Below are 23,966 nucleotides of genomic sequence, written 5' to 3'. Positions count from 1 at the left end.
TACGTCCCCTTTTCTATGATAAATAAAGAAGGTGAAAAACGTGAGATTAGATAAATTATTAGCAAATATGGGATATGGAAGTAGAAAAGAAGTAAAGAAATTATTGAAAGACGGCGTTGTAAAAATTGACGGAACGCCAGTGAAAGATGCGAAGGTTCATGTAAATGTAGAAGAGCAAGAAGTTATGATTCACGGAGAAGTTGTGGAATATAAAGAGTTTGTTTATTTAATGTTGCATAAACCACAAGGCGTTATTTCAGCGACGGAAGATGATAATCATGAAACGGTAATAGATTTATTAGAGTTAGAAGATGCAATCTTTGATCCGTTCCCAGTTGGACGACTTGATATTGATACGGAAGGTTTCTTATTAATAACAAATGACGGGAAGTTATCACATCAATTGTTATCTCCGAAAAAGCATGTGCCGAAAAAATATTATGCACACGTTGCAGGAGTAGTAACAGAAGAGGATGTAAAAGAGTTTGCTAAAGGTGTTATTTTAGATGATGGCTATGAAACAAAGCCAGGTGCACTTACAATATTAAAAAGCGATGAGATTTCTGAAATCGAGCTTGTGATTACAGAAGGAAAGTTCCATCAAGTGAAGCGTATGTTTGAAGCGGTAGGGAAAAAAGTAGTCTACCTAAAGAGAACAGAGATGGGACCATTAGTATTAGATGAAGAGCTAGAACTTGGACAATACCGAGAGCTATCAGATGAAGAAGTAGAAATGTTAAAAACATATCAAGTAGATACTGAGAAATAGTGCTGTTTTTGGCGCAGAAAAGACCCCTTTCTAATGAGTTAGAAAGGGGTATGTATTTATTTACATACAATTATTTTTTCATTATGAGGTCATTCTCACTTTCTTTCCTGTTGTTGTCCACTTACCGCGGCAAGGGCTATACACGAGTTCATTAAACTGCAACACATTTAGATCACGTTGTATCGTTCGCGGTGTGATCCCGAACTCATCTACAAGGTCTTTCGTCGTTACCGTTCCGTTTTCATTGATGTACATATAAATTGATTTAATGCGTGTTAGCATACGAGTAGTTGTAGGTTTCAAGAGAAAACCACTCCTCTACTAGTTTTTTTGACCCCATTCAGGAAAGAAGGTCGTTACTACCATTGTACTCTACATGATAAAATTCATGCTTTAATCTACTTAAATTTTACAAAAGTTTAACAAATATTCATATAGAAAAATATTGGTAGTTGACATTGTATATATGGTCAGTCAACTAAATCATAAAATTCTACGTAAAACGCCAAATTCCTGCAAATTTTTTTGAAAAAATAAAAGAAAAACTAATGAGAAATATCTGAAATATTACAATTGTTCGGTATTTAGTTTTCGTGTATGGCATAAGAGATTTCGGTTTGTTATGATGAAAGAAACAATATAGTGAAGGATGGATGCGTGATGTCAGCGATTAATTGGACAGAAGAAGTTGCAAAACGAAAAGATGATTTAATTCGTGATACGCAACAATTTTTACAAATTAAAAGTGTATGGGAAGAAGAATCGGCGAAAGAGGGCGCACCATTCGGTGAAGGTGTAGAAAAAGCTTTATCTTTCATGTTACATAAAGGGGAAACTGAAGGTTTTACTTCTAAAAATTTAGAAGGATATGCAGGTCATCTTGAAATGGGACAAGGAGAAGATTTACTAGGTATTCTTTGTCACGTTGACGTTGTACCAGAAGGAGATGGCTGGACGACTCCTGCATACAGTGCAGATATTCGCGATGGAAAGATTTTTGCACGTGGTGCAATTGACGATAAAGGCCCAACGATGGCAGCTTATTATGCGATGAAGATTGTGAAAGAATTAGGTTTACCTCTTTCAAAACGCGTTCGTATGATTTTAGGAACAGATGAGGAAAGCAATTGGAAATGTGTAGATCACTACTTTAAAAACGAAGAAATGCCAACAATCGGTTTTGCGCCAGACGCAGACTTTCCAATTATTAATGCAGAAAAAGGAATTTCTGATATACAAGTTGTGCAAAGTGGTAGTGAAGAGAAGAAAGGTACATATGAACTTGTTTCATTTGAATCAGGTCGCCGTTTAAATATGGTTCCTGATTTTGCAGAAGCGATTATTACAGGAGAAGATGTAAATGCTCTTACAGTAGCATATGAAGAGTATTTACAAACTGCTAAAAAAATAGGTGAAGCAATTGTAGAAGGTAATACGGTGACGTTGCAAATTAAAGGGGTTTCAGCTCACGGATCTACTCCGGAGAAGGGCGAGAATGCAGGTTTATTACTGGCAAACTTCTTAACGAAAGTCGCTCTTGATGGAAAAGGTGCTTCGTTTGCATCGTTTGTAACAGAAACATTTACAGGAGATATTTTAGGAGAGAACGCTGGTATTTCTTATAAAGACGATATTAGCGGACCATTAACAGTGAATGTTGGTCGACTTTCTTATACGAAAGAAAAGGGTGGTAATTTAGGATTAAATGTACGTTATCCAGTTACGACTAACTTTGAAGAAATGATCACGAAGTTAAAAGGATATGTTGGTATTCATGGATTTGCAGTAGCAGACTATTCGAACTCTCGCCCGCATCACGTTGATAAAGACCACGTATTAATTCGTACGTTGCAGCGCGTATACGAAGAACAAACAGGTGAAAAAGCAGAGCTATTAGCGATTGGCGGCGGTACTTACGCTCGTTCATTGAAAGCTGGCGTTGCATTTGGTCCGTTGTTCCCTGGAAAAGAAGAACTTGCACATCAAAAAGACGAGTACATTGAAATTGAAGACTTATTAAAAGCGACAGCAATTTACGCGCAAGCAATTCATGAATTAGCGAAGTAATGGATATATAAATAAGAAGAGGCCGTCCCAATACATGTTTTGGGACGGTTTTCTGTTACGCATCGTTTGTTGTTAAGTCGATATTCCTTGTCGAAATGTCGATATAATTTCATTTATTAACGCGACCTTAACTTGGTTAGACTTTTAGAGAAGTTTGATTCTTTTTAATTGAATGAGATAAGAAAGAAAAGCAACAATAGAAAGAAGGAGAAGATGTACATGGAGCTGCATTATTTTGTCGCGATTAAGTTACCAAATCATATAAAAGAAGTGCTGTCTAACTATAAAGAAGAAATGCAGGAGGAATTACCATTTCGTTCATGGGTACATAAAGAAGACTATCATATTACCCTTTCATTTTTAGGTAGTGCGACAGAGGAACAATTAGAAGGAATAAAGAATGGATTACAAACACTTACAGAAACGAAAGAACTATCGTTCACATTACAAGGATTTTCAACGTTCGGTATGGAAGATAGGCCACGTATTTTTTGGTCGAAGGTAAGCGAGAATCCCGATTTGTTCCAGTTACAAAAACAAGTACATGCTATTTGTGAAGAGAATGGATTTTCTTTAGAAACGCGCCCGTATCATCCACATATTACTGTTGCTCGCAAATGGGTAGGAGAAGAGAAGTTTGATTTAGAACATATAAAGGAAGTGCCTGAAATATCATTTCAAGCGGATACGATTACTTTATACGAATCTCACGTAAAGGAGACACCGAAGTATAAAGCGATTGCTGAAATAAAATTACAAAAATAGAATGTATGAAAACGTTTTTTATACAGGTGAATATACTATAGAGAATAATGTGTTACTGTATAGAGCCTTACTGATAAGAAAAGCCTTATCATTTGCAGCTCGTTTCATTTAACTTTAAGAATGATGGTGATTTTTTTATGTTGAAAGTAAAACGTCCATTTGATGCCTATTTAGATGAAATGAATAAAATTACAATTTTGCTCCCACATGCGTATGGAACAAGCCGGACATTTCGTTTGCAAGAAGGAAGTAACGTGAAAGATTTACCGATTTCTCATACAATTGCGCTTCCGGATGCAACGAAGTATGAGTGCTTTATAGAAGAGCCGCTAGATGTGGGGAAGTATTATACAGTACGAGATGAACGGAATGAAGAAACAGATTTACAAATAGGTGCTGTCATAAGAACAGTGATTTTCGATGAAAAGTATTATTACGAAGGTACAGATTTAGGAGCCGTGTATCAAAAAGAAGCAACGACATTTAAAGTATGGGCTCCAACTGCGAGGCTTGCGAAAGTAAGGATTTATAAAAGTGATAAAGAATATACCGATCATGAAATGCATAGAGGAGAAAATGGGGTTTGGACTCATACATTACAAGGCGATTTAGCCGGAGCAAAGTATACATTTCTTGTTTGTATTAATTTAATATGGAATGAAGCGGTGGATCCTTACGCAAAGTCAGTGACTGTAAATGGGAAGTACGGCGTTATTATTGATTTGGAAAAGATAAATGTAACAAAACGAGAGCAATTACCACCATTACAGGCAATGACAGATGCCATACTGTATGAACTGCATATTCGTGATGCTACGATTCATCAGGGCAGTGGAGTGAGTAAAAAAGGAACGTATAAGGGGCTAATGGAAGAAGGAACAACAGGGCGAAATGGGACGTTAACAGGCTTGTCCTATATAAAAGATTTGGGTGTTACACATGTTGAATTATTGCCTTTATATTGTTTCGGTGGTGTAGATGAGGCGAATCCTTCCTCTGCATATAATTGGGGTTACAATCCGTTATATTACAATGCGCCAACGGGATATTATGCTACAGACCTCTCTGATCCGTATAACAGGATAGTAGAGTGTAAAGAGTTGATTGAAACATTTCATGAGCACGGCATTAGGGTAATTATAGATGTTGTATATAATCATGTGTATGAAAGAGAGCTATCATCATTTGAAAAGCTTGTCCCAGGATATTATTTTCGTCATGGTGAAGATGGTATGCCTTCTAATGGGACTGGAGTCGGAAATGATATAGCATCTGAACGGAAAATGATGAGGAAATTTATTGTAGAGTCTATTTTATATTGGCTTACTGAATACAATGTTGATGGATTCCGATTTGACTTAATGGGAATTTTAGATGTTGATACAATGAATATAATAGAAAAAGAAGTGCGAAACATAAAGCGAGATGCATTGTTATTAGGAGAAGGGTGGGAGCTACAAACACCACTTCCTGCTGAAGAAAAAGCAACGTTAAATAATGCAAAGAAAATGCCGCATATTGCGCAATTTAATGATCAATTTCGTGATGGGATAAAAGGGAGTACCTTTCATATAAATAAGCGTGGTTTTGCATTTGGTGGGCATGTAGACTGTAATCATTTGCAGTATATAGCATCGGGAAGTCTTTTGAGTATGAAAGAAACAGGTCTGTTTCTAGAGCCTGTGCAAAGCATTAACTATGTAGAATGTCATGACAATATGACGATGTGGGATAAACTAATGCGGAGTAATGAAGAGCCAGAAGAGATTTTGAAAAAACGTCACCTTCTAGCGAGCGCAATGGTGATTCTTTCGCAAGGCATTCCTTTTTTACATGCTGGGCAAGAGTTTTATCGTACGAAGCAAGGAAATGAAAATAGTTATAATGCAAATGATGAAATTAATCAATTAGATTGGGATCAAAAAGAGGAAGAGATAGAGACCGTTAACTATATAAAAGGTTTAATTGCGATTCGCAAAGAGCACAGAGCATTCCGATTACAAAACGCAGACCTTATAAAAAAACACATGACTTTTTTGCAAACATCTCCAGAAGTACTTGCATATCACCTAGAGCATGCAGAATCATTTGGACCGTGGAAAGAGATTATAGTTTTATTTAATAGCGGTTTAGAAGCTAAAACGGTGCAACTTCCGAAAGAAGAAACGTGGCATGTGTTAGTAAACGAAAAGCAAGCGAAAATAGAGCCAATTTCTTCATTTAGAGGAAAGGAACTTAGGCTCGCTCCGATTAGCACGTATATATTGACGATAATGTGACAAATCGCTACTTGACGATGAGAATGTAATAAATGTAGAATTGACAAAGGTGACGATTTTGATAAGTTGTCATTCTATGACTGGTTTTGTAAAATAAAATAGAGAATTTTTGGCTTATGCCAAGTTTTCTTTTCATTTACAGTAAAATATATGAATCCACAACATGTGTAGAAATGTTGCGGTTTTTCTTTTCATAACTATAAAAGATAAGGATTTGTTAACGGGTAATGAATATGGAATGGTTGGAACAATTATTAGGAAAAGAGTGGAGTCTTGTACCGGCTGGTGGAGTAACGGGCGATGCGTATATTGCGCAAAACGGACAACAGAAGTTATTTTTAAAGCGGAATACATCGCCCTTTTTAGCGGTATTGTCAGCAGAAGGAATTGTTCCAAAATTACTTTGGACAAGAAGGGTAACGAACGGTGATGTAATTTCTGCTCAAAAATGGCTTCCGGGACAGAAGCTAGAGCCAGAGGATATGAAACTAGAACGTGTTGCGAAACTTTTGAAGAAAATACACTCCTCTAAAGCACTTGTACAGATGATTCAAAGACTTGGGAAGCAGCCGCTTCACGCACAAGAGTTATTACAACAACTGCAACTTGTTTTAAGAGGAGATATAAGGGATGATGAAACAATTCAGCAAGGCCTTCAATATTTAATGGATTCATTAAAAGATATTGAATACAATGAATTCGTTGTATGCCATTGTGATGTGAACCATAACAACTGGATATTGTCGGATGAAGATGAGTTGTTTTTAATTGATTGGGATGGAGCCGTAATTGCTGACCCAGCTCTAGACCTCGGTATGTTATTATATTGGTACATTCCGCGCCATGAATGGAGCGAGTGGCTCGAATATTATGATATTGAAATGGATGAATCGCTGCTTAGGCGTATGAGATGGTACGTAATAGCACAAACGATTTTGTCTATGCAATGGCACACAACAAAAAAACAGCAAGCAGAAGCTGAATATTGGCATCAATATTTACAGCAACTACTTGCTTCAGAGTAATACTTAAGAAAAATTGTCCATTCCAGCAATCCACTGAGTAAGTTGTTCTTGATTATTGGAAATGTGGTTGTCCAAATTAGAGGAAGATTTACCCGATTGACTATAAGAATATACATCGTTTAGCATTGCTTTAGCGTCACTACTTATACTATCGTTTGCGAGTAACGATTGAATGAGACGCTCTAATTGCTCGCATTCAGAAACTGTCCCGCAACAATCACTTTGGTGATTGACTAAAATATCTTTCAGCACTTCTAATTGATGTTGTTGATTAATTGGCATGAACGGATCATCCTTTCGATTGTTTTTCTCTTCAAATGTACGAGAAAAAGCTGTTTCGTCATGGAATGTTTAATGCTGTATGTAGTTTTTATCAAAATGGTACATCTTATACTTGAAAGAAACGGACCGAGTGCTCGTACGTACTTGGTTTTTTGTTTGGGAGATTGATTAAAACAGAGAGAAGGAATTATTCCTTTAAAATAGCTATGTAAAGAGAGGGAGACATCTATGCGTTTAAGACATAAACCATATGCAATGGATCGAATTAATGAGTATTCACATATCGTAATCGGAAACCCAGAGGAGCGCGCTGGTAACTGGAAAGAAGTATTTGGAAATGAACAACCAATTCATATTGAAGTAGGTACAGGTCGTGGCCGCTTTATGTATGATATGGCAAAAGCAAACCCACATATTAATTATATTGGAATTGAAAAATTCACAAGTGTTGTTGTAGATGCACTTGATAAATTAATTGAAGAAGAAGTACCGAACTTAAAGTTAATTAATAAAGATGCTGAAGATTTAACAGTTTTCTTTGCAAAAGGTGAGATTGATCGCGTTTATTTAAACTTCTCAGATCCATGGCCAAAGAAACGCCATACGAAGCGTCGTTTAACGTATAAAACGTTTTTACGCAATTATGAAGAAGTGTTAGTAGAAGGCGGAGAAATTCATTTCAAAACAGATAATCAAGGTTTATTTGAATACTCTCTAATGAGTATGGCTGAGTATGGTATGTTATTAACTTACCTGAGCCTAGATCTTCATAATAGTGATTATGAAGGAAACATTATGACAGAATACGAAGAGAAATTCTCAAGTAAAGGTCATCGTATTTACCGAGTTGAAGCAAAATATCGCACAGAGCCTATGCAGTAATGCATAGGTTTTTTGTAACTAAAATAATCGGAATTTTATGTTAATATTGAAAGGAAAGGGGGATGAAAAATGGAACAGTTACAAATTGGAGATATAAAAGTGACGTGGTTAAAAGGCGGGAACACACATTTAGATGGAGGAGCAATGTTTGGTGTTGTACCGAAAGTACTTTGGTCACGTAAATATAAACATAATGATACAAATCATATTTATTTACGAACAGATCCGTTACTTTTGCAAACGAAAGACGGTAATATGCTCATTGATTCCGGAATAGGGAATGGTAAATTGAATGAGAAGATGAAGCGAAATCAAGGTGTAACAGAAGAGTCATCGGTTTATAAATCATTAGAAAAACTAGATTTAAAACCTGAAGATATTCAGTACGTCTTAATGACACACCTGCATTTTGATCATGCATCTGGTTTAACGAAATGGGAAGGTGATCACCTTGTACCATCGTTTCCGAATGCAAAAGTGTATGTAAGCGAAACAGAATGGAATGAAATGAGGAACCCAAATATCAGGTCGCGCAATACATATTGGAAGGAAAATTGGGAGCCGATTGTAGATCAAGTTGTTACATTCCAGCAAGAAATAGAAATTACGGATGAAATAAAAATGGCGCATACAGGTGGTCATAGTGATGGACATGCAGTTATTGCTTTAGAAAGCAAAGGTGAAACGATGCTTCATTTAGCAGACCTATTGCCGACGCACGCACATCAAAATGTACTATGGGTGATGGCCTACGACGATTATCCGATGACATCGATTGAAAATAAGCAAAAGTGGATGAAGTACGGCGCTGAAAACGATGCTTGGTTTACGTTTTATCATGACGCATATTACCGTGCAGTAAAATGGAATGAGGAAGGGCATATTGTAGAAAAAATAGAGCGGAAAACGAGTGTAGAAGCATAAAAAAGGGGAGGTTGTTCCAGCAGTCTGTTGGAGCAGTCTCCTTTTCGTTTTTTGTCGGTAAGTCGATATATTCGGAAAATCGCCGATATAATTTCAATTACTATCCACAATTAAAAAATAAGAGGTTCACCTAATGGGAACCCTCCTTTTTATGCTGCTATAACCTCTAAAACAGTACCTGTTTTAGCATCAACTAAAAATTCAAATCGTTCTTGTATATCATCTAACATCGTTGTAAGACCGCCACGATAAACTTCGTATGCGACATCATATTTTTCAAATGTCTCTGGAACCATATGTACCCAAGAGCCAGTAATTTCACCTTTATGACTTAATGCTTGTTTCACCATTTTCAATGCTTTTTCTGAAGAAATATGGGATTGTTCTTGTACTTTGTTTGCAACAAGATAACCAGCTGCGAAACCAACGCCAAGACCTGCAACTAAACCTTTCCAGCTCATATATTCACCTCAATTCTATAAAATAAAAATAGTGTACCAATAATAATTATAAATCAAATACAGCTAAAAAAGAAGAAACTAGAAACATTTCGAAAATTTCGTTACAATAAAAGAGGTATTCTACTAAGGTTTGAAAGAAGGGGACTTCGTGAATAAAGAGACATTACATTTATTTCGTACGTTAACAGAATTACAAGGTGCATCAGGATTCGAACATGATGTACGCCGTTTTATGAAGCAAGAATTAAGCAAATATGCGGATGAAATTGTGCAAGACGGTTTAGGTAGCGTATTTGGTCTGAAAAAAGGGGACGAAACTGGCCCACGTGTTCTTGTAGCTGGTCATATGGATGAAGTAGGTTTCATGGTTACGCAAATTACGAAAAACGGGATGCTTCGTTTTCAAACGTTAGGCGGCTGGTGGAGTCAAGTGTTATTAGCGCAACGTGTACAAGTTATGACGAAGAATGGTCCTGTTATTGGGGTTGTTGGTTCTATTCCTCCTCATTTATTAAGTGACGCGCAACGTGCAAAACCGATGGATATAAAAAATATGTTAATTGATATAGGTGCAGATAGCTACGAAGATGCGATTGAGATTGGTGTAAAACCAGGACAACAAATCGTGCCAATCTGTCCGTTTACGCCGATGGCAAATGAAAAGAAAATTATGGCGAAAGCTTGGGACAACCGTTACGGATGTGGCCTTGCAATCGAATTATTAAAAGAATTAAAAGACGAAACATTACCAAACACATTATACTCTGGTGCGACTGTACAAGAAGAAGTTGGTCTTCGCGGTGCACAAACTGCTGCAAATATGATTCAACCAGACATTTTCTATGCGCTTGATGCAAGTCCAGCAAACGATGCATCTGGTGATAAAACACAGTTCGGTCAATTAGGAAAAGGTGCTCTTCTTCGTATTTATGATCGTACGATGGTAACGCATAGAGGAATGCGCGAATTCATTTTAGATACAGCAGAAACACACAACATTCCGTACCAATACTTTATTTCACAAGGTGGTACAGATGCGGGCCGTGTACATACAAGTAACTCAGGTATCCCATCAGCAGTAATTGGTGTTTGCGCACGTTACATTCATACACATGCTTCTATTTTACATGTTGATGATTATGCGGCAGCAAAAGAACTTATTACGAAGCTTGTAAGAGCAACGGATAAAACGACGTTAGAGACAATTAAGAATAACGCGTAGAGAAGAAGGGCTGAAGAGCCTTTCTTTTTTTAGGTGGGAGAGATACCCTATCGATGAGTGGTGGCCGTGCTCCCATGTATAAAGAGTAATTTGATTAAGGTAAGATGATGAATGTATATAGAGGTGAACGAAATGAAAGTAGTAGTTGGATCGAAGAATAAAACGAAAGTTGGTGCTGTGGAGAAGGTTTGGAAAGATGCTACAATTACATCTCTTTCTGTTCCTTCAGGGGTAGCAAACCAGCCGTTTACAGATGAAGAGACGATGCAAGGAGCGGTTAATAGAGCGAAGCGAGCGCTACAAGAAGGAGAAGCTCAAATTGGTATTGGATTAGAAGGCGGCGTAATGAAAACGGAGCACGGTTTATTTATGTGTAACTGGGGCGCGCTAGCAACAAGTGCCGGTAAAATATTCGTTGCAGGCGGTGCACGTATTACGTTACCAGATGATTTTTTAGCACCTCTTGAAGAGGGCAAGGAGTTAAGTGAAGTGATGGAAGAGTTTGTACAGAGAAAAGATATTGGTAGTCACGAAGGTGCGATTGGTATTTTTACAGATGATTATGTCGACCGCACGGAATTATTTGTACACGTTGTTAAGTTACTTGTTGGGCAATATAAGTATGATGAAAAGCAAGCATAAACCTTGCACCATACGCGATGTATGGTAGTATAAAAGAAAGATTATAACATGAAAAAAAGCACTCGTTAGAGGAGGAAATATAGATGAAATCATTAGAAAGCATGGAGCAATTCCAACAATTGAAAAATGAAGAGAATGTAGTCTTTATGTTCTCAGCAGAATGGTGCCCAGACTGCCGTTTTGTAGATCCATTTATGCCAGAAGTAGAAGAAAAATATAGTGATTTCTCATTTTACTATGTAGATCGTGATGAGTTTATTGATCTATGTGTAAAATTAGACGTATTTGGCATTCCGAGCTTTGTAGCGTACAATAAGGGTGAAGAAACAGGTCGCTATGTAAACAAAGATCGTAAAACACAAGAACAAATCGAAGAGTTTATTGAAGGTTTAAAATAAGGCAATTTGCCAATTGAATTGTAAAACAACCTCTACCTTCGCGGGGGAGGTTATTTTTTTGGAAGGGAGGAAAAAGAGATGAAGATGACAAGTAAAAAGATGAAAGATGAGTTAATGAAGAAATTATCTCGCCCAGAATGGGACTTTCAGTATGATAGCGAGAAAGAAGTTCTACGTATAGAACAGAAAGACTCGAAAAAGGGTATTAACGTATCGCTTCCAGGAGTTGTGGCAAAATGGGAAGTGAATAAAGAAAAAGCAATTGAAGAGGTTGCCTATTACGTACAAGAAGCGTTAATTGCGATGCATAAAGAAGAAAATAGCGCAGCGAAAATTTTACCTGTTATTCGCTCTACTTCTTTCCCGAAACAAGCAGAAGAAGGAAATCCGTTTATTATGACGGATCATACGGCGGAAACACGTATTTACTACGCATTAGATTCGAATAAAACGTATCGACTCATTGATGAGCGTCTATTACAAAAATTAGAACTTACAGAGCAACAAGTGCGTGAAATGGCATTATTCAACGCTCGCTCATTAGGTTATGAATTTAAACAAGAAACAGTAGCAGGGAATACATTCTACTTTTTAAACACAAATGATGGGTATGATGCGACGCGTATTTTAAACGAATCGTTACTACAATCGATGCGTGAAAAGATTTCTGGTGACATGGTTGTTGCTGTTCCTCACCAAGATGTATTAATTATTGCTGATATCGTCAACGAAATCGGTTATGATATTATTGCACAAATGACAATGAAATTTTTTGCCGAAGGGCATGTTCCGATTACATCACTTTCATTCGTATATGAAGATGGGGAATTTGAACCAATCTTTATTTTAGCGAAAAATCGGAAGAAGACAGATGGAAAAGAGAAAGGATGAACGAAGTGAACGTTTTTTACAACCTTGAAGGAATTGGTGACACTCTAATTGTTGCCTTACAAGATATTACTTTAGAGAACCGTACTTTTGATCGCAAAGGAGATGTTGCACGCGTATACGATCGTGAAAGCAATGTAACAGCAGGGTTCAACATCTTTAATGCGTCTTCTTACTTAGAAGTAAAAGAAACAGGTAACCTAACATTAACGAAAGAATTTGTAGAAAAAATCAATGGAATTTTAGCGAAGAACGGTTTTGAAGAAACAGTAGAAGCAGATCTTTCTCCAAAATTTGTTGTAGGCTATGTAGCTGAAAAAGAGAAGCATCCAAATGCTGATAAGTTAAACATTTGTAAAGTAGAAATCGGTACAGAAACATTACAAATCGTATGTGGCGCACCGAACGTTGATGCAGGACAAAAAGTTGTCGTTGCAAAAATTGGCGCTGTAATGCCAAGTGGTATGCTAATTAAACCAGCTGAACTTCGCGGTGTTCCTTCTTCTGGAATGATTTGCTCAGCACGTGAATTAGAGCTTCCAGATGCTCCACAAGAAAAAGGTATTCTTGTATTAGAAGATAGCTTTGAAGTTGGACAAGAGTTCAAATTTTAATTGATGTAAGAAAAGAGAGGTTGTCCTTTTGGACAGCCTCTCTTTTCTGTTGAATCGTGGATATATTGCGAGTTGTGACAGATATATTCAAAAAATCGTTCATATTATAAGGATGTCACCTTTTTTCTCAAAAACTATATTGTATTTTATAGACAAACTAGTTAAAATTTAGAAAAATAGAAGGGGATAGACGTATGAAACAACAACTAAAAATTGCAGAACTTCTGAAACGAATTGAAACTTCAAAACAGCAAGATATCGAACTAGGTTCTTATGAAATATATGTGTTTAGCGAAAATGAATTAGAAAAAGGACAAATCGGTTACCGATATGATAAACATAAACATTCATTAATAAGTGAAGAAAACGGTAAATGGCAAGAAGAATGGATTGTTATTGGATATGAAACAGATATGGGGGATCCTGTTTTTGTAAATGTAGCTGATGATGCTTATCTAGTTTATACTGCAGAGCGTGGTACAGAAACGTGGCAACCCGTTCATATTGGAAATATGGATGAGATTATAAAACAATTATAAGAAAAACTTTGAGACCGGTGCAAAGTGACGGGAGAAAAACATGAAGTATATAAAAATAATGAGCATGATTGCATTCATTGGAATATATATGGGAGGCTGTTCGCAAGAAGAGCCGAAAAAAGAAGTAACATCTTCTATGAAGGAAACAAACAAAGATAACAAGGAAGACGCACCGGTAGAAAAGCAGCAGGAAGAACAAGAAAAGAAAAAAGAACCGCAAGCAGTTCAAAAAAATCAGCAAGTGGAGCATAAGCAGGAGGAAGTGCCGGCCGAGGAAAAGAAACAGGAATCTACGCCAGTACAGCCAACTGAGCAACCGCTGCAAAATAATGAACAAAAAGTAGAGAGTAATGAAAAACAAGGAAAGTTTCTTGTTGTTATTGATCCAGGGCATCAACAAAAAGCAAATTTAAATTTGGAGCCGATTGGGCCAGGAGCAACGACGCAAAAATATAAAGTGACAGATGGTACAACTGGTGTTGTGACGAAAAAAAGAGAGGCTGTTCTCGTATTAGAAATGGCTTTCGTATTAAAAGAACAGTTAGAAGCAAAGGGAATCCAAGTATTAATGACGAGAACGTCACAAGATGTGGATATAAGTAATAAAGAACGCGCGACATTTGCGAATGACCATAAGGCGAATTTGTTTTTGCGTCTTCATGCAGATGGTTCTGAAAATCCGAATCAAAGTGGATTTTCTGTATTAACGCCGGCAGAAGGAAGTCCGTACACGAAAGAGATTTATGCTGAAAGTCTTCAAATCTCTCAAACGATTGTAAATAAAATGAGAGAGAATCAGCAGGTGAAAGTAAATGGAATTAAATTCAGGGAGGATCTTTCTGGATTTAATTGGGCAAAAGTTCCTGGCGTATTGTTAGAACTTGGGTTTATGTCAAACCCTGAAGAAGATAAAAAATTATCTGACCCACAGTATGTAAATTCTTTATTGCAAAGTGTAACGGATAGTGTAGAGGAATATCGGAAGAGCAAAGCTTAAACGCAGTCTTACATGTAAGGCTGCGTTTTTCTATATGAAAACACTCGTAAATTAGAATATTATGGATAAATATGACATGCTTAATTTTACCTGCACTTTTTGCCGAATGCTGATACAATAAAGGATGTTACTATTTAGTAGAAAGAGTGGTAAGCATGTTAGATTGGATGAAAAAGCTGTTTAACAAAGAGGAAGAACAAACAGCGATAAATAAAGAAGTACCAAAGCAAATCGAAAGTCAGCCGAAGATCCCTCGTGTAAACCACTACACTGAAGCAAGAGAAGCACAAATGGCAAGTCGGAATGCAGGTAAATGCCGTTTTCCATTAGTACCGGATAATGGGTTCGATGAAGAGGATGTTATAGCAACAGGGCATTTTGAAGAACAACCTGTTCAAGTTGTAACATATGAAAATCAGCCTACTCAAAGAGGGGTCAAAGTGGAAAGAAGTAGACGACAGTATGTGGAAAAGGTAGTTTCTACATATGAAGAGCCGGAAGTACAATATGAACCGGAGAGAGAGCCTGTCGTAAAGAAAGCATCTGCACCTTCGCAAGAAAGTAACCGTAGACCATTTCGTCCAACAGAAATGATCTCGCCAATTTACGGATATAATCGTCCTTCTGTAGAAAAAAAGGTAGAAAAGCAGGAGGAAGAAAAGGAAAGAGAAGATCTTGAAATATCTGTAGAGGGCAAATCAGTCGTTGATGCATGGTTAGAGAAAAAAGGATATACATTATCTGATTTCTCACAAGGACAAGTAACAAATTCTTCCAGTCATGAAGGCGTTGATCAGCGAGATCAACAAAGTAAAAAGGAAGAAAAGTCAGTTGTCGATCAATGGCTAGAGAAAAACGGTTATGAAATTGAACGCCAAGAGCCTATAGTAGAAGAAAAAGAAGTGGTTCAAGAAATTAGTGCACAGCAGGAAGTTCCAGCGGGTGAAGTACCTTATCAAACAATTGCTGGGCGTATGGAAGATGCTAAGCAAGAAAGTGATGTAGAGGCCAAAAACATTCTACAAACGGAATTAGTAGATTCTAAAGTAGAGCACGAGGATACAATATTATCAGAAGAAACTAAACGTAATACAGAAATAGAACAACCTACTATTGAAGTAGAAAAGCAAGCTCCAGAAGAATCAGTGATTGTCAAAGCAGAAGAAAAACTTGAAGAAACAATCATCGTGGAAATACCAGAAGAAGTGGAAGTAATTGCGGAAGCAGAAGAGCTAGAAGAAGTGGAAGTAATTGCGGAAGCAGAAGAGCTAGAAGAAGTGGAAGTAATTGCGGAAACAGAAGAATCAGAAGAAGTGGAAGTAATTGCGGAAGCAGAAGAGCTAGAAGAAGTGGAAGTAATTGCGGAAGCAGAAGAGCTAGAAGAAGTGGAAGTAATTGCAGAAGCAGAAGAGCTAGAAGAAGTAGAAGTAATTACGGAAACGGAAGAGCCAGAAGAAGTGGAAGTAATTGCAGAAGCGCCAGAAGAAGCAGAACCTGTAGCGCTTGAGGAAACACAGCAAGAAATGGTTTTAAATGAAGCGATTGAACAAACGAATGAATTCATACATGTTGCTGAGGCTGATGAACAAACGAAAAAAGATGTTCAAAGCTTTGCAAATGTTTTAATTGCAGAAGAACAACGAGTTGTAGAAGAAGCACCGATTGCAGAAGAACAACGAGTTGTAGAAGAAGCACCGATTGCAGAAGAACAACGAGTTGTAGAAGAAGCACCGATTGCAGAAGAACAACGAGTTGTAGAAGAAGCACCGATTGCAGAAGAACAAAGAGTTGTAGAAGAAGCACCGATTGCAGAAGAACAACGAGTTGTAGAAGAAGCACCGATTGCAGAAGAACAACGAGTTGTAGAAGAAGCACCGATTGCAGAAGAACAACGAGTTGTAGAAGAAGCACCGATTGCAGAAGAACAACGAGTTGTAGAAGAAGCACCGATTGCAGAAGAACAACGAGTTGTAGAAGAAGCACCGATTGCAGAAGAACAACGAGTTGTAGAAGAAGCACCGATTGCAGAAGAACAAAGAGTTGTAGAAGAAGCACCGATTGCAGAAGAACAACAAGTTGTAGAAGAAGCACCGATTGCAGAAGAACAAAGAGTTGTAGAAGAAGCACCGATTGCAGAAGAACAACAAGTTGTAGAAGAAGCACCGATTGCAGAAGAACAACAAGTTGTAGAAGAAGCGCCGATTGCAGAAGAGCAGCCGGTTGTAGAAGAAGCACCGATTGCGGAAGAGCAAACAATTGTCCAAAAAGAAGAACCAAAACGTGAGAAAAAGCGTCATGTACCATTTAATGTTGTTATGTTGAAACAAGACAGAACGCGATTAATGGAAAGACATGCGGCTAGAGCGAATGCAATGCAATCTTCTATGAGCGAACGAGTAGAGAATAAGCCTGTACAACAAGTAGAAGAAATACCAGTGCAACAAGTAGCAGTGGACCCACAAGTGGAAGAGAAACCAATGCAGCAAGTAGTGGTGGAACCGCAAATGGAAGAAACACCAATGCAACAAGTGGCAGTGGAACCACAAGTAGAAGAGAAACCAATGCAACAAGTAGTGGTAGAATCACAAGTGGAAGAAACACCAATGCAACAAGTGGCAGTGGACCCACAAGTGGAAGAGAAACCAATGCAGCAAGTAGTGGCAGAGCAAGTACAAAAGCCAACTTCGAGTACGGAAGTACAAGAGAAAGCATATGTTGTAAATCAAAGAGAGAACGATATGCGAAATGTATTGCAAACACCACCGACATATGCAATTCCGCCATTAACATTGTTGTCAATTCCGCAGCAGGCAGCGTTAGATAATACGGAATGGTTGGATGAACAGAAAGAATTATTAGATACAACATTTAATAATTTCCACGTTGGTGCACATGTTATTAACGTATCGCAAGGTCCAGCGGTAACTCGTTTTGAAGTGCAGCCAGACCCAGGTGTGAAAGTAAATAAAATTACAAATTTAAGTGATGATATTAAACTGAGTTTAGCAGCGAAAGATATTCGTATTGAAGCACCGATTCCAGGGAAGAGTGCGATTGGAATCGAAGTTCCAAATAAAGAAAGTAAGCCAGTATTCCTTCGTGAAATTTTACGAAGTCCTGTGTTTACAAAGAGTGAATCACCGCTTACAGTTGCGCTAGGACTTGATATTTCAGGCGATCCAATTGTAACGGATATTCGAAAAATGCCACATGGACTTATTGCGGGTGCAACGGGTTCTGGTAAAAGTGTGTGCATTAACGCAATTTTAACGAGTATTTTATATAAAGCGAAACCGCATGAAGTGAAGTTAATGTTAATCGATCCGAAGATGGTTGAGCTTGCACCATACAATTCTGTTCCACATCTTGTAGCACCTGTTATTACGGATGTAAAAGCAGCGACAGCTGCATTAAAGTGGGCGGTTGAAGAAATGGAGCGTCGTTATGAATTGTTTGCGCACGCGGGTGCTCGTGATTTAACTCGTTATAATACGATTGTAAGTGGGCGAGAAATTCCAGGAGAGACATTACCTTATATCGTTATTGTCATTGACGAGTTAGCCGACTTAATGATGGTTGCTCCTGGTGATGTTGAGGAAGCGATTTGTCGTATTGCACAAAAAGCTCGTGCTTGTGGTATTCACTTATTAGTTGCGACGCAGAGACCATCTGTAGACGTTATTACAGGTTTAATTAAATCAAACATTCCAACGCGTATTGCGTTTACAGTATCATCCCAAGTTGATTCGCGTACGATTATCGATATTGGGGGCGCGGAGAAATTACTTGGTCGTGGTGATATGTTATTCTTAGGAAACGGTACGTCTAAACCGGTTCGTGTACAAGGTGTATATGTATCGGATGATGAGATTGAGAAAACAGTTGATCATGTGAGAAAGCAAATGAAGCCGAACTACTTATTTAAGCAAGAGGATTTATTAGCGAAAACAGAACAAGCTGAGTCGGAAGACGAATTGTTCTTTGATGCATGTCAATTTGTTGTAGAACAAGGGGGAGCGTCCACATCTTCTGTACAGCGAAAATTCCGCATCGGTTATAATCGCGCGGCACGTCTCATTGAAGAGATGGAATCGCAAGGGATTATTTCTGAAGGAAGAGGAACGAAACCGAGAGATGTCCTTATTTCTGAGGATGAATTCGCTGCTATGCAGGAAACAAATGTATAGGCAACGGTTTTGCTGTATACTAATAGAAAATGTTGGATAGTAAAGTAGGGAGTAAAGCGACATGAAAGAAATTGAATTAAAATTAAAAGGTGAAATAAATAGACTAACAAATAGAACATTTAAATTTGACGAACGTGTTGGAGAAGGTTGGTTCTCTGCCGTTTACTTTTTAAAGACTAGAGAAATCATTGAAGAATTTCGCCCGAAAAGTGTTGTGACGATGCAATTTTTCCAAAAGGAAAATGCAGTTCTTTGCGGAACAGATGAAGTGATTGCATTGCTACAAACATTCGCAAAAAATCCTGAGGAACTTGAAATTAACTCTTTAAAAGATGGCGATAATATTAGTCCGTTTGAAACAGTGTTAACAATTCATGGTCCTTATGAAAATTTCGGATTTTTAGAAGGTGTCATTGATGGGATTTTAGCCCGTCGTACATCAGTTGCGACAAACGTATATAACGTTGTCCAAGCTGCACGTAGTGTAGATAAAGAAAAACCAGTTATTTTCATGGGAGATCGTGACGATCATTATACGCAACAAGCTGGTGACGGTTATGCAGCATACATCGGAGGTATGAGCGCACAAGCGACGCATGCGATGAATGAATGGTGGGGCAGAAGTGGTATGGGGACAATGCCTCACGCATTAATTCAAATGTTTAATGGTGATGTTGTGGAAGCGGCAAAAGCATATCATAAGAAATTCCCAGAAGATGAATTAGTTGTATTAATTGATTACAACAATGATGTCATTACAGATGCACTTCGCGTAGCGCGTGAATTTGGATCAACATTAAAAGGTGTACGTGTAGATACGTCGCGCACGATGATTGATCAATACTTCATTCGCCACCCAGAAGTACTTGGAACATTCGATCCACGTGGTGTAAACCCATCGCTTGTATTCGCACTTCGTAAAGCACTTGATGAAGAAGGATTCCAGCATGTAGACATCGTTGTAACTGGTGGATTTGATGAGAAGCGTATTCGTGAATTTGAAGCCCAAAACGTACCTGTTGATATATACGGAGTAGGAAGTAGCTTATTAAAAATGAATATTGGCTTTACTGGTGATAACGTAGAATTAAATGGAAAACCAGAAGCGAAAGCTGGTCGTAAATATCGTCCAAACCCACGTTTAGAGAGTGTTCAATTAGAAAAAAGAGAAGATATGTAAAAGAGAGAAAAACTGATAGGTGATTGACCCTATCAGTTTTTCTGTTATCATAGTATAGCGGCTTCTTTTTTGCTATAATGGATTTGTTATGGACATAAAAAAGAAGTACGTACGAGTTTATCCTGATAGGTGAAGGGAAGAATAACTTCACTACATCAAAAATGTATGATGATTACCAAAATAAGAAAAGATTCATATACTGTCTTATAGATAGGCCGTTGTATTAGTTCGAAATGTTGGAGGTTCTTTAAGATGACAGTTTACCATTTTGTAGGAATTAAAGGAACAGGAATGAGTTCATTAGCTCAAATTCTTCATGACATGAAGCATACTGTTCAAGGGTCTGATTATGAAAAGCGTTTCTTTACACAAACAGCGTTGGAAAAGCGTAATATCTCGATCCTTCCTTTTGATAAAAATAATGTAAAAGAAGGACAAGTGATTATTGCAGGAAATGCATTTCCTGATACGCATGAAGAAATCGTAGCAGCAAAAGAATTAAACATCCCAGTACATCGTTACCATCACTTCTTAGGTGATCTTATGAACCAATACACAAGTGTTGCTGTAACTGGTGCACATGGAAAAACATCAACAACTGGTTTGTTAGCCCATGTAATGCAAGGTGCACACCCAACATCTTACCTTATTGGAGATGGAACAGGGCATGGGGTAGAAAATAGTAAGTATTTTGTATTTGAAGCTTGTGAGTATCGTCGGCATTTCTTGTCTTACAATCCAGACTATGCAATTATGACAAACATTGATTTTGATCATCCAGATTATTTCTCAGATATCAATGATGTATTCAATGCATTCCAAGAGATGGCATTGCAAGTGAAAAAAGGCATTATTGCATGTGGAGATGATGAAGAACTTCAAAAAATTCAAGCGAAAGTACCTGTTATTTTCTATGGATTTGGAGAAGATAATGATTTCCAAGCACGTAACATTCAAAAGAGAACAGATGGTACTATTTTCGATGTATTCGTTCGTAATACGTACTATGACACGTTCAAAATTACAGGATACGGCAATCACAGCGTATTAAATGCATTAGCAGTAATCGCGCTTTGCCATTATGAAAACGTTGATGTAGAAGCAGTTAAGCATCAGCTAACAACTTTTGAAGGCGTAAAACGTCGCTTTAATGAAAAGCCAATGGGAGAGCAAGTTATTATCGATGACTACGCACACCATCCGACAGAAATTAATGCAACGATTGAAGCAGCTCGTCAAAAACACCCAGAGCGTGAAGTTGTCGCTGTATTCCAGCCACATACATTCTCACGTACAGAAAAATTCTTAGATGAGTTCGCTGAAAGTCTAAGCAAAGCTGACCAAGTATACTTATGTGATATTTTCGGATCAGCACGCGAAAACAAAGGTGAATTAACAATTGAAGATCTGCAAAAGCGTATTGACGGTGCAGAACTAATTACAGATACAACAACGGATGTATTAAAGAAACATAAAAACGGCGTTCTAATTTTCATGGGCGCAGGCGACATCCAAAAATTCGAAGCAGCTTACGTAAAAGAAGTTCAAGTTGCAGAGAAGTAAGAAAAAAGACGCATAGCTGTGGCTGTGCGTCTTTTTTGTTGTGTTCGATATATTTTAAAAAGCGTTGATATGTTGATATTGTTTATTCTTTTTGTAGAGTTGTTTTAATAAAACGATATAAATTAAACTAAAAAGTACATATCCAATTAAATAATAGAATGAAAACATATCGAATTGTTTTGTTATCATAATTCGAATCGCGAAAAATGCAAATGGAAGAGCGATTAAAACGCTAGTACTAAATGAAATCACTGTTTTTAAAAATTTTAATTGCTTTGTATTCCAATGGTTTTCTCTATAGATGAACCAAATGTTGCTTGTGATAAAGGCTAATAAAAATGGTAAATTAGCTGAAATATTTATAAAGCCCAGTGCGATAGGTACTGATAAAGCAACGAGTGGAGCAACAGATAGTCCTGTAAAGTATTTAATAAATGTATTTGTAGATTGCTGTGCATCTTGAATAACGTCTGTATATTCTCTGGCAATTTCCTGTGCTAATTCTTTTGGAGGAAGAAATTCTTCAATCACTTGTGAAGGGATGCTTGCTAATGGTATCCCTTCACTTTCTTTACTTAATGCATTTTCATATAAATCAGATTTGATTTCTAGCACATGTTGTTCTCTTGCGGAGATAGGTAAGTTCATTAAACCTTTGTCGAAATCCTGTAAGAAAGAAGCAATGAGTTCATTTGAAAAGAATTGTTCCTTGTTCATTCTTTATCCTCCCCTTTAGCTAGTAACATTAGAGCTTGATACACTGCATCATAATCATGTAAGCGACTATGTAAAATTTCTCTCCCTTCATCTGTAATTTGATAGTATTTTCTTTTTGGACCATCACCGGACTCTTCCCAATAGGAAATAGCCCAATTGTTCTTCGTGATTCGATTTAATATAGGGTAAATCGAACCGTTCGGGATATGAAACACAGGGATATTTTGTAAGGCACTTGTAATTTCGTATCCGTACATAGGTTGTTTACTTATTAAAGACAAAATAGCGAGATCAAAAACACCTTTACGTAATTGAATTATAAAATTATCATTTTTTTCCATACTTTAACTATATATGATTCATATCTAGCTATCAATCATATATAGTTGTTATTCTTATATTAAACCGAAAAAAGTGTTAATATTTAACATTTTGCATCTGTAAGTGTTAGAATAATAAGAAAAATAAAAGGGGCTAAAAAGCATGTTCACACTTCGAGTAGATGACGAAATCGAATTACAGTTATTAGAGAAGCATTATAAAGAGGAATTATATGAATTATTAGATCAAAACCGTAACCATTTAAGAAGATGGCTTCCTTGGGTAGATGGGATGAAATCTGCTGGTGCGTATGATGAAATTTGTCCGATGTGGTTAAAGAAGTTTGCAGAGGGAGACGGTTTTGAAAGTGGTATACGTTACAAAGGAAAGCTCGTTGGGATGGTAGGTATTCATCCGGTAAGCTGGGGAAAGAAAGCGGCGAGTCTCGGATATTATCTGGCAGAAGACGCTGGTGGGACAGGTATTATGACGCGTAGCGTAAAGGCTGTACTTCACTATGCATTTGAGAATTTAAAATTAAATAAAGTGGAAATTAGATGCGGTGTTGAAAATGTGAAAAGCCGCGCTATTCCAGAGCGTTTAGGTTTTAAGTTAGATGGTATTTTAAGGGATGAAGAATGGTTATATGATCATTTTCACGATATCGCTGTATATAGTTTACTAGCTTCAGAGTGGAAGGAGATCCGATGAACGAGAAGATACGCATTATTCCGTATGAAAGTACGTTTCAAGATGAAGTAGTAGATCTTATCGTTCATATTCAGCAAAAAGAGTACAATGTTCCCATTACGAAAGAAGAGCAGCCAGACTTACTTGAAATAGAAACGTTCTATCAAAGGGATTATGGAAACTTTTGGATAGCAACTTATGATGATAAAGTAGTTGGAACAGTAGCTTTATTAGATATTGAGAATCGGCAAGTAGCGCTAAGAAAAATGTTCGTAAAAAAAGAATTTCGCGGAAAAGGGTGGGGCACATCACATAAGTTGCTCCAAACAGCAATTTCGTGGGCTGAGAATAAAAAGCTGAAAGACATTTACTTAGGAACGACAGTGAAATTTTTAGCGGCCCATCGCTTTTATGAAAAGAATAATTTCCAAAGTGTGAGTATAGACGAGTTGCCAAAAAGTTTTCCAGTGTTACAGGTAGATAAGAAATTCTATAGGTATATCGTTTAAGAAGGTCATTCAGAAATGGCCTTTTTTCATGACTAAAATGGAAAA

At 37.4% G+C, this 23,966-nt stretch carries 24 protein-coding genes; 19 read left to right on the top strand and 5 right to left on the bottom strand.

Features of this window, described 5'->3' with window-relative positions:
• Positions 1 to 40: 40 nt before the first annotated feature.
• The gene (locus NHG49_RS23840; protein ID WP_001234944.1) at positions 41 to 769 is read left to right on the top strand and encodes a pseudouridine synthase; all 729 of its coding nucleotides are present in this window, start codon (positions 41 to 43) and stop codon (positions 767 to 769) included.
• Between the two features lie 81 nt (positions 770 to 850).
• Here NHG49_RS23840 and NHG49_RS23835 read toward each other — a convergent pair whose 3' ends face one another.
• Complete coding sequence (locus NHG49_RS23835) at positions 851 to 1,072, bottom strand: DeoR family transcriptional regulator (RefSeq protein WP_000805512.1); 222 nt, start codon at positions 1,070 to 1,072, stop codon at positions 851 to 853.
• Between the two features lie 357 nt (positions 1,073 to 1,429).
• Here NHG49_RS23835 and pepV point away from each other — a divergent pair, with 357 nt between their 5' ends.
• The 4 genes from pepV to NHG49_RS23815 all read left to right on the top strand — a co-directional run bounded on the left by pepV (position 1,430) and on the right by NHG49_RS23815 (position 6,905).
• Positions 1,430 to 2,836, top strand: coding sequence for a dipeptidase PepV (pepV, locus tag NHG49_RS23830; protein ID WP_064474539.1), 1,407 nt, complete (start codon positions 1,430 to 1,432; stop codon positions 2,834 to 2,836).
• Positions 2,837 to 3,055: 219 nt separating this feature from the next.
• Positions 3,056 to 3,601, top strand: coding sequence for an RNA 2',3'-cyclic phosphodiesterase (gene thpR / locus NHG49_RS23825; protein WP_064474540.1), 546 nt, complete (start codon positions 3,056 to 3,058; stop codon positions 3,599 to 3,601).
• Between the two features lie 137 nt (positions 3,602 to 3,738).
• Positions 3,739 to 5,880 (top strand): type I pullulanase, encoded by a 2,142-nt coding sequence (pulA, locus tag NHG49_RS23820; RefSeq protein WP_064474541.1) that lies wholly within the window; start codon positions 3,739 to 3,741, stop codon positions 5,878 to 5,880.
• Positions 5,881 to 6,107: 227 nt separating this feature from the next.
• On the top strand, positions 6,108 to 6,905 hold the full coding sequence (locus NHG49_RS23815; RefSeq protein WP_002008769.1) for a phosphotransferase family protein: 798 nt from the start codon (positions 6,108 to 6,110) through the stop codon (positions 6,903 to 6,905).
• A 3-nt stretch (positions 6,906 to 6,908) separates the two neighbouring features.
• On the opposite strand, the gene NHG49_RS23810 is transcribed toward NHG49_RS23815, so the two are convergent.
• Positions 6,909 to 7,187: a YtzH-like family protein gene (locus tag NHG49_RS23810; protein ID WP_001122236.1), complete on the bottom strand. Its 279-nt coding sequence runs from the start codon at positions 7,185 to 7,187 to the stop codon at positions 6,909 to 6,911.
• Positions 7,188 to 7,415: 228 nt separating this feature from the next.
• Between NHG49_RS23810 and trmB the strand changes: the two genes are divergently transcribed.
• Together trmB and NHG49_RS23800 are read left to right on the top strand one after the other, a co-directional pair.
• Positions 7,416 to 8,069 (top strand): tRNA (guanosine(46)-N7)-methyltransferase TrmB, encoded by a 654-nt coding sequence (gene trmB, locus NHG49_RS23805; RefSeq protein ID WP_063262108.1) that lies wholly within the window; start codon positions 7,416 to 7,418, stop codon positions 8,067 to 8,069.
• 69 nt (positions 8,070 to 8,138) lie between these two features.
• Entirely contained in the window at positions 8,139 to 8,993 is an 855-nt protein-coding gene (locus NHG49_RS23800) for a YtnP family quorum-quenching lactonase (RefSeq protein ID WP_064474542.1), read from the top strand.
• A 149-nt stretch (positions 8,994 to 9,142) separates the two neighbouring features.
• Here the strand turns inward: NHG49_RS23800 and NHG49_RS23795 are convergent, their stop codons facing one another.
• Positions 9,143 to 9,454, bottom strand: coding sequence for a PepSY domain-containing protein (locus NHG49_RS23795; RefSeq protein WP_000118541.1), 312 nt, complete (start codon positions 9,452 to 9,454; stop codon positions 9,143 to 9,145).
• Positions 9,455 to 9,602: 148 nt separating this feature from the next.
• Between NHG49_RS23795 and NHG49_RS23790 the strand changes: the two genes are divergently transcribed.
• From NHG49_RS23790 to murC, 10 genes are all read left to right on the top strand, one after another.
• The gene (locus NHG49_RS23790; protein WP_064475080.1) at positions 9,603 to 10,676 is read left to right on the top strand and encodes a M42 family metallopeptidase; all 1,074 of its coding nucleotides are present in this window, start codon (positions 9,603 to 9,605) and stop codon (positions 10,674 to 10,676) included.
• A 132-nt stretch (positions 10,677 to 10,808) separates the two neighbouring features.
• Positions 10,809 to 11,318 (top strand): DUF84 family protein, encoded by a 510-nt coding sequence (locus tag NHG49_RS23785; protein ID WP_064474543.1) that lies wholly within the window; start codon positions 10,809 to 10,811, stop codon positions 11,316 to 11,318.
• Between the two features lie 83 nt (positions 11,319 to 11,401).
• Positions 11,402 to 11,716 carry a thioredoxin family protein gene (locus tag NHG49_RS23780; protein WP_000838193.1) on the top strand — a complete coding sequence of 105 codons (315 nt, stop codon included), beginning with the start codon at positions 11,402 to 11,404 and terminating at the stop codon, positions 11,714 to 11,716.
• A 78-nt stretch (positions 11,717 to 11,794) separates the two neighbouring features.
• Positions 11,795 to 12,607: a DUF1444 domain-containing protein gene (locus tag NHG49_RS23775; RefSeq protein ID WP_064474544.1), complete on the top strand. Its 813-nt coding sequence runs from the start codon at positions 11,795 to 11,797 to the stop codon at positions 12,605 to 12,607.
• Complete coding sequence (gene ytpR, locus NHG49_RS23770; protein WP_001006767.1) at positions 12,604 to 13,218, top strand: YtpR family tRNA-binding protein; 615 nt, start codon at positions 12,604 to 12,606, stop codon at positions 13,216 to 13,218. Before NHG49_RS23775 ends, ytpR begins: the two co-directional genes overlap by 4 nt.
• A 194-nt stretch (positions 13,219 to 13,412) precedes the next feature.
• The gene (locus NHG49_RS23765) at positions 13,413 to 13,757 is read left to right on the top strand and encodes a hypothetical protein (protein WP_064474546.1); all 345 of its coding nucleotides are present in this window, start codon (positions 13,413 to 13,415) and stop codon (positions 13,755 to 13,757) included.
• 40 nt (positions 13,758 to 13,797) lie between these two features.
• On the top strand, positions 13,798 to 14,754 hold the full coding sequence (locus NHG49_RS23760; RefSeq protein WP_098101996.1) for an N-acetylmuramoyl-L-alanine amidase: 957 nt from the start codon (positions 13,798 to 13,800) through the stop codon (positions 14,752 to 14,754).
• Between the two features lie 155 nt (positions 14,755 to 14,909).
• Positions 14,910 to 18,941: a DNA translocase FtsK gene (locus NHG49_RS23755; protein WP_258126589.1), complete on the top strand. Its 4,032-nt coding sequence runs from the start codon at positions 14,910 to 14,912 to the stop codon at positions 18,939 to 18,941.
• A gap of 61 nt (positions 18,942 to 19,002) precedes the next feature.
• Positions 19,003 to 20,121 carry a nicotinate phosphoribosyltransferase gene (locus NHG49_RS23750; protein ID WP_000658382.1) on the top strand — a complete coding sequence of 373 codons (1,119 nt, stop codon included), beginning with the start codon at positions 19,003 to 19,005 and terminating at the stop codon, positions 20,119 to 20,121.
• A gap of 252 nt (positions 20,122 to 20,373) precedes the next feature.
• Positions 20,374 to 21,684, top strand: coding sequence for a UDP-N-acetylmuramate--L-alanine ligase (gene murC, locus NHG49_RS23745; protein ID WP_000219461.1), 1,311 nt, complete (start codon positions 20,374 to 20,376; stop codon positions 21,682 to 21,684).
• 54 nt (positions 21,685 to 21,738) lie between these two features.
• On the opposite strand, the gene NHG49_RS23740 is transcribed toward murC, so the two are convergent.
• Positions 21,739 to 22,401, bottom strand: a complete 663-nt coding sequence (locus NHG49_RS23740; RefSeq protein ID WP_098101992.1) for a hypothetical protein — start codon at positions 22,399 to 22,401, stop codon at positions 21,739 to 21,741.
• Positions 22,398 to 22,742, bottom strand: a complete 345-nt coding sequence (locus tag NHG49_RS23735; protein ID WP_064474551.1) for a PadR family transcriptional regulator — start codon at positions 22,740 to 22,742, stop codon at positions 22,398 to 22,400. The genes NHG49_RS23740 and NHG49_RS23735 overlap by 4 nt, the downstream gene beginning before the upstream one ends.
• A 142-nt stretch (positions 22,743 to 22,884) precedes the next feature.
• Between NHG49_RS23735 and NHG49_RS23730 the strand changes: the two genes are divergently transcribed.
• Positions 22,885 to 23,433, top strand: a complete 549-nt coding sequence (locus NHG49_RS23730; protein ID WP_064474552.1) for a GNAT family N-acetyltransferase — start codon at positions 22,885 to 22,887, stop codon at positions 23,431 to 23,433.
• Positions 23,430 to 23,921, top strand: a complete 492-nt coding sequence (locus NHG49_RS23725; protein WP_064474553.1) for a GNAT family N-acetyltransferase — start codon at positions 23,430 to 23,432, stop codon at positions 23,919 to 23,921. The genes NHG49_RS23730 and NHG49_RS23725 overlap by 4 nt, the downstream gene beginning before the upstream one ends.
• Positions 23,922 to 23,966: the final 45 nt, after the last annotated feature.

Source organism: Bacillus sp. IBL03825 (genome assembly GCF_024712505.1).
Classification (GTDB): Bacteria; Bacillota; Bacilli; order Bacillales; family Bacillaceae_G; genus Bacillus_A; species Bacillus_A wiedmannii.
The sequence above is the reverse complement of the archived record's forward strand: the minus strand, read 5'-3'. Positions and strand labels throughout refer to the sequence as shown.

Coding starts and splice junctions, on each gene's coding strand:
- pepV (WP_064474539.1), top strand. CDS start 1,430: ATGTCAGCGATTAATTGGACAGAAGAAGTTGCAAAACGAAAAGATGAT.
- thpR (WP_064474540.1), top strand. CDS start 3,056: ATGGAGCTGCATTATTTTGTCGCGATTAAGTTACCAAATCATATAAAA.
- pulA (WP_064474541.1), top strand. CDS start 3,739: ATGTTGAAAGTAAAACGTCCATTTGATGCCTATTTAGATGAAATGAAT.
- NHG49_RS23815 (WP_002008769.1), top strand. CDS start 6,108: ATGAATATGGAATGGTTGGAACAATTATTAGGAAAAGAGTGGAGTCTT.
- NHG49_RS23810 (WP_001122236.1), bottom strand. CDS start 7,187: ATGCCAATTAATCAACAACATCAATTAGAAGTGCTGAAAGATATTTTA.
- trmB (WP_063262108.1), top strand. CDS start 7,416: ATGCGTTTAAGACATAAACCATATGCAATGGATCGAATTAATGAGTAT.
- NHG49_RS23800 (WP_064474542.1), top strand. CDS start 8,139: ATGGAACAGTTACAAATTGGAGATATAAAAGTGACGTGGTTAAAAGGC.
- NHG49_RS23795 (WP_000118541.1), bottom strand. CDS start 9,454: ATGAGCTGGAAAGGTTTAGTTGCAGGTCTTGGCGTTGGTTTCGCAGCT.
- NHG49_RS23785 (WP_064474543.1), top strand. CDS start 10,809: ATGAAAGTAGTAGTTGGATCGAAGAATAAAACGAAAGTTGGTGCTGTG.
- NHG49_RS23780 (WP_000838193.1), top strand. CDS start 11,402: ATGAAATCATTAGAAAGCATGGAGCAATTCCAACAATTGAAAAATGAA.
- NHG49_RS23775 (WP_064474544.1), top strand. CDS start 11,795: ATGAAGATGACAAGTAAAAAGATGAAAGATGAGTTAATGAAGAAATTA.
- ytpR (WP_001006767.1), top strand. CDS start 12,604: ATGAACGAAGTGAACGTTTTTTACAACCTTGAAGGAATTGGTGACACT.
- NHG49_RS23765 (WP_064474546.1), top strand. CDS start 13,413: ATGAAACAACAACTAAAAATTGCAGAACTTCTGAAACGAATTGAAACT.
- NHG49_RS23760 (WP_098101996.1), top strand. CDS start 13,798: ATGAAGTATATAAAAATAATGAGCATGATTGCATTCATTGGAATATAT.
- NHG49_RS23755 (WP_258126589.1), top strand. CDS start 14,910: ATGTTAGATTGGATGAAAAAGCTGTTTAACAAAGAGGAAGAACAAACA.
- NHG49_RS23750 (WP_000658382.1), top strand. CDS start 19,003: ATGAAAGAAATTGAATTAAAATTAAAAGGTGAAATAAATAGACTAACA.
- murC (WP_000219461.1), top strand. CDS start 20,374: ATGACAGTTTACCATTTTGTAGGAATTAAAGGAACAGGAATGAGTTCA.
- NHG49_RS23740 (WP_098101992.1), bottom strand. CDS start 22,401: ATGAACAAGGAACAATTCTTTTCAAATGAACTCATTGCTTCTTTCTTA.
- NHG49_RS23735 (WP_064474551.1), bottom strand. CDS start 22,742: ATGGAAAAAAATGATAATTTTATAATTCAATTACGTAAAGGTGTTTTT.
- NHG49_RS23730 (WP_064474552.1), top strand. CDS start 22,885: ATGTTCACACTTCGAGTAGATGACGAAATCGAATTACAGTTATTAGAG.
- NHG49_RS23725 (WP_064474553.1), top strand. CDS start 23,430: ATGAACGAGAAGATACGCATTATTCCGTATGAAAGTACGTTTCAAGAT.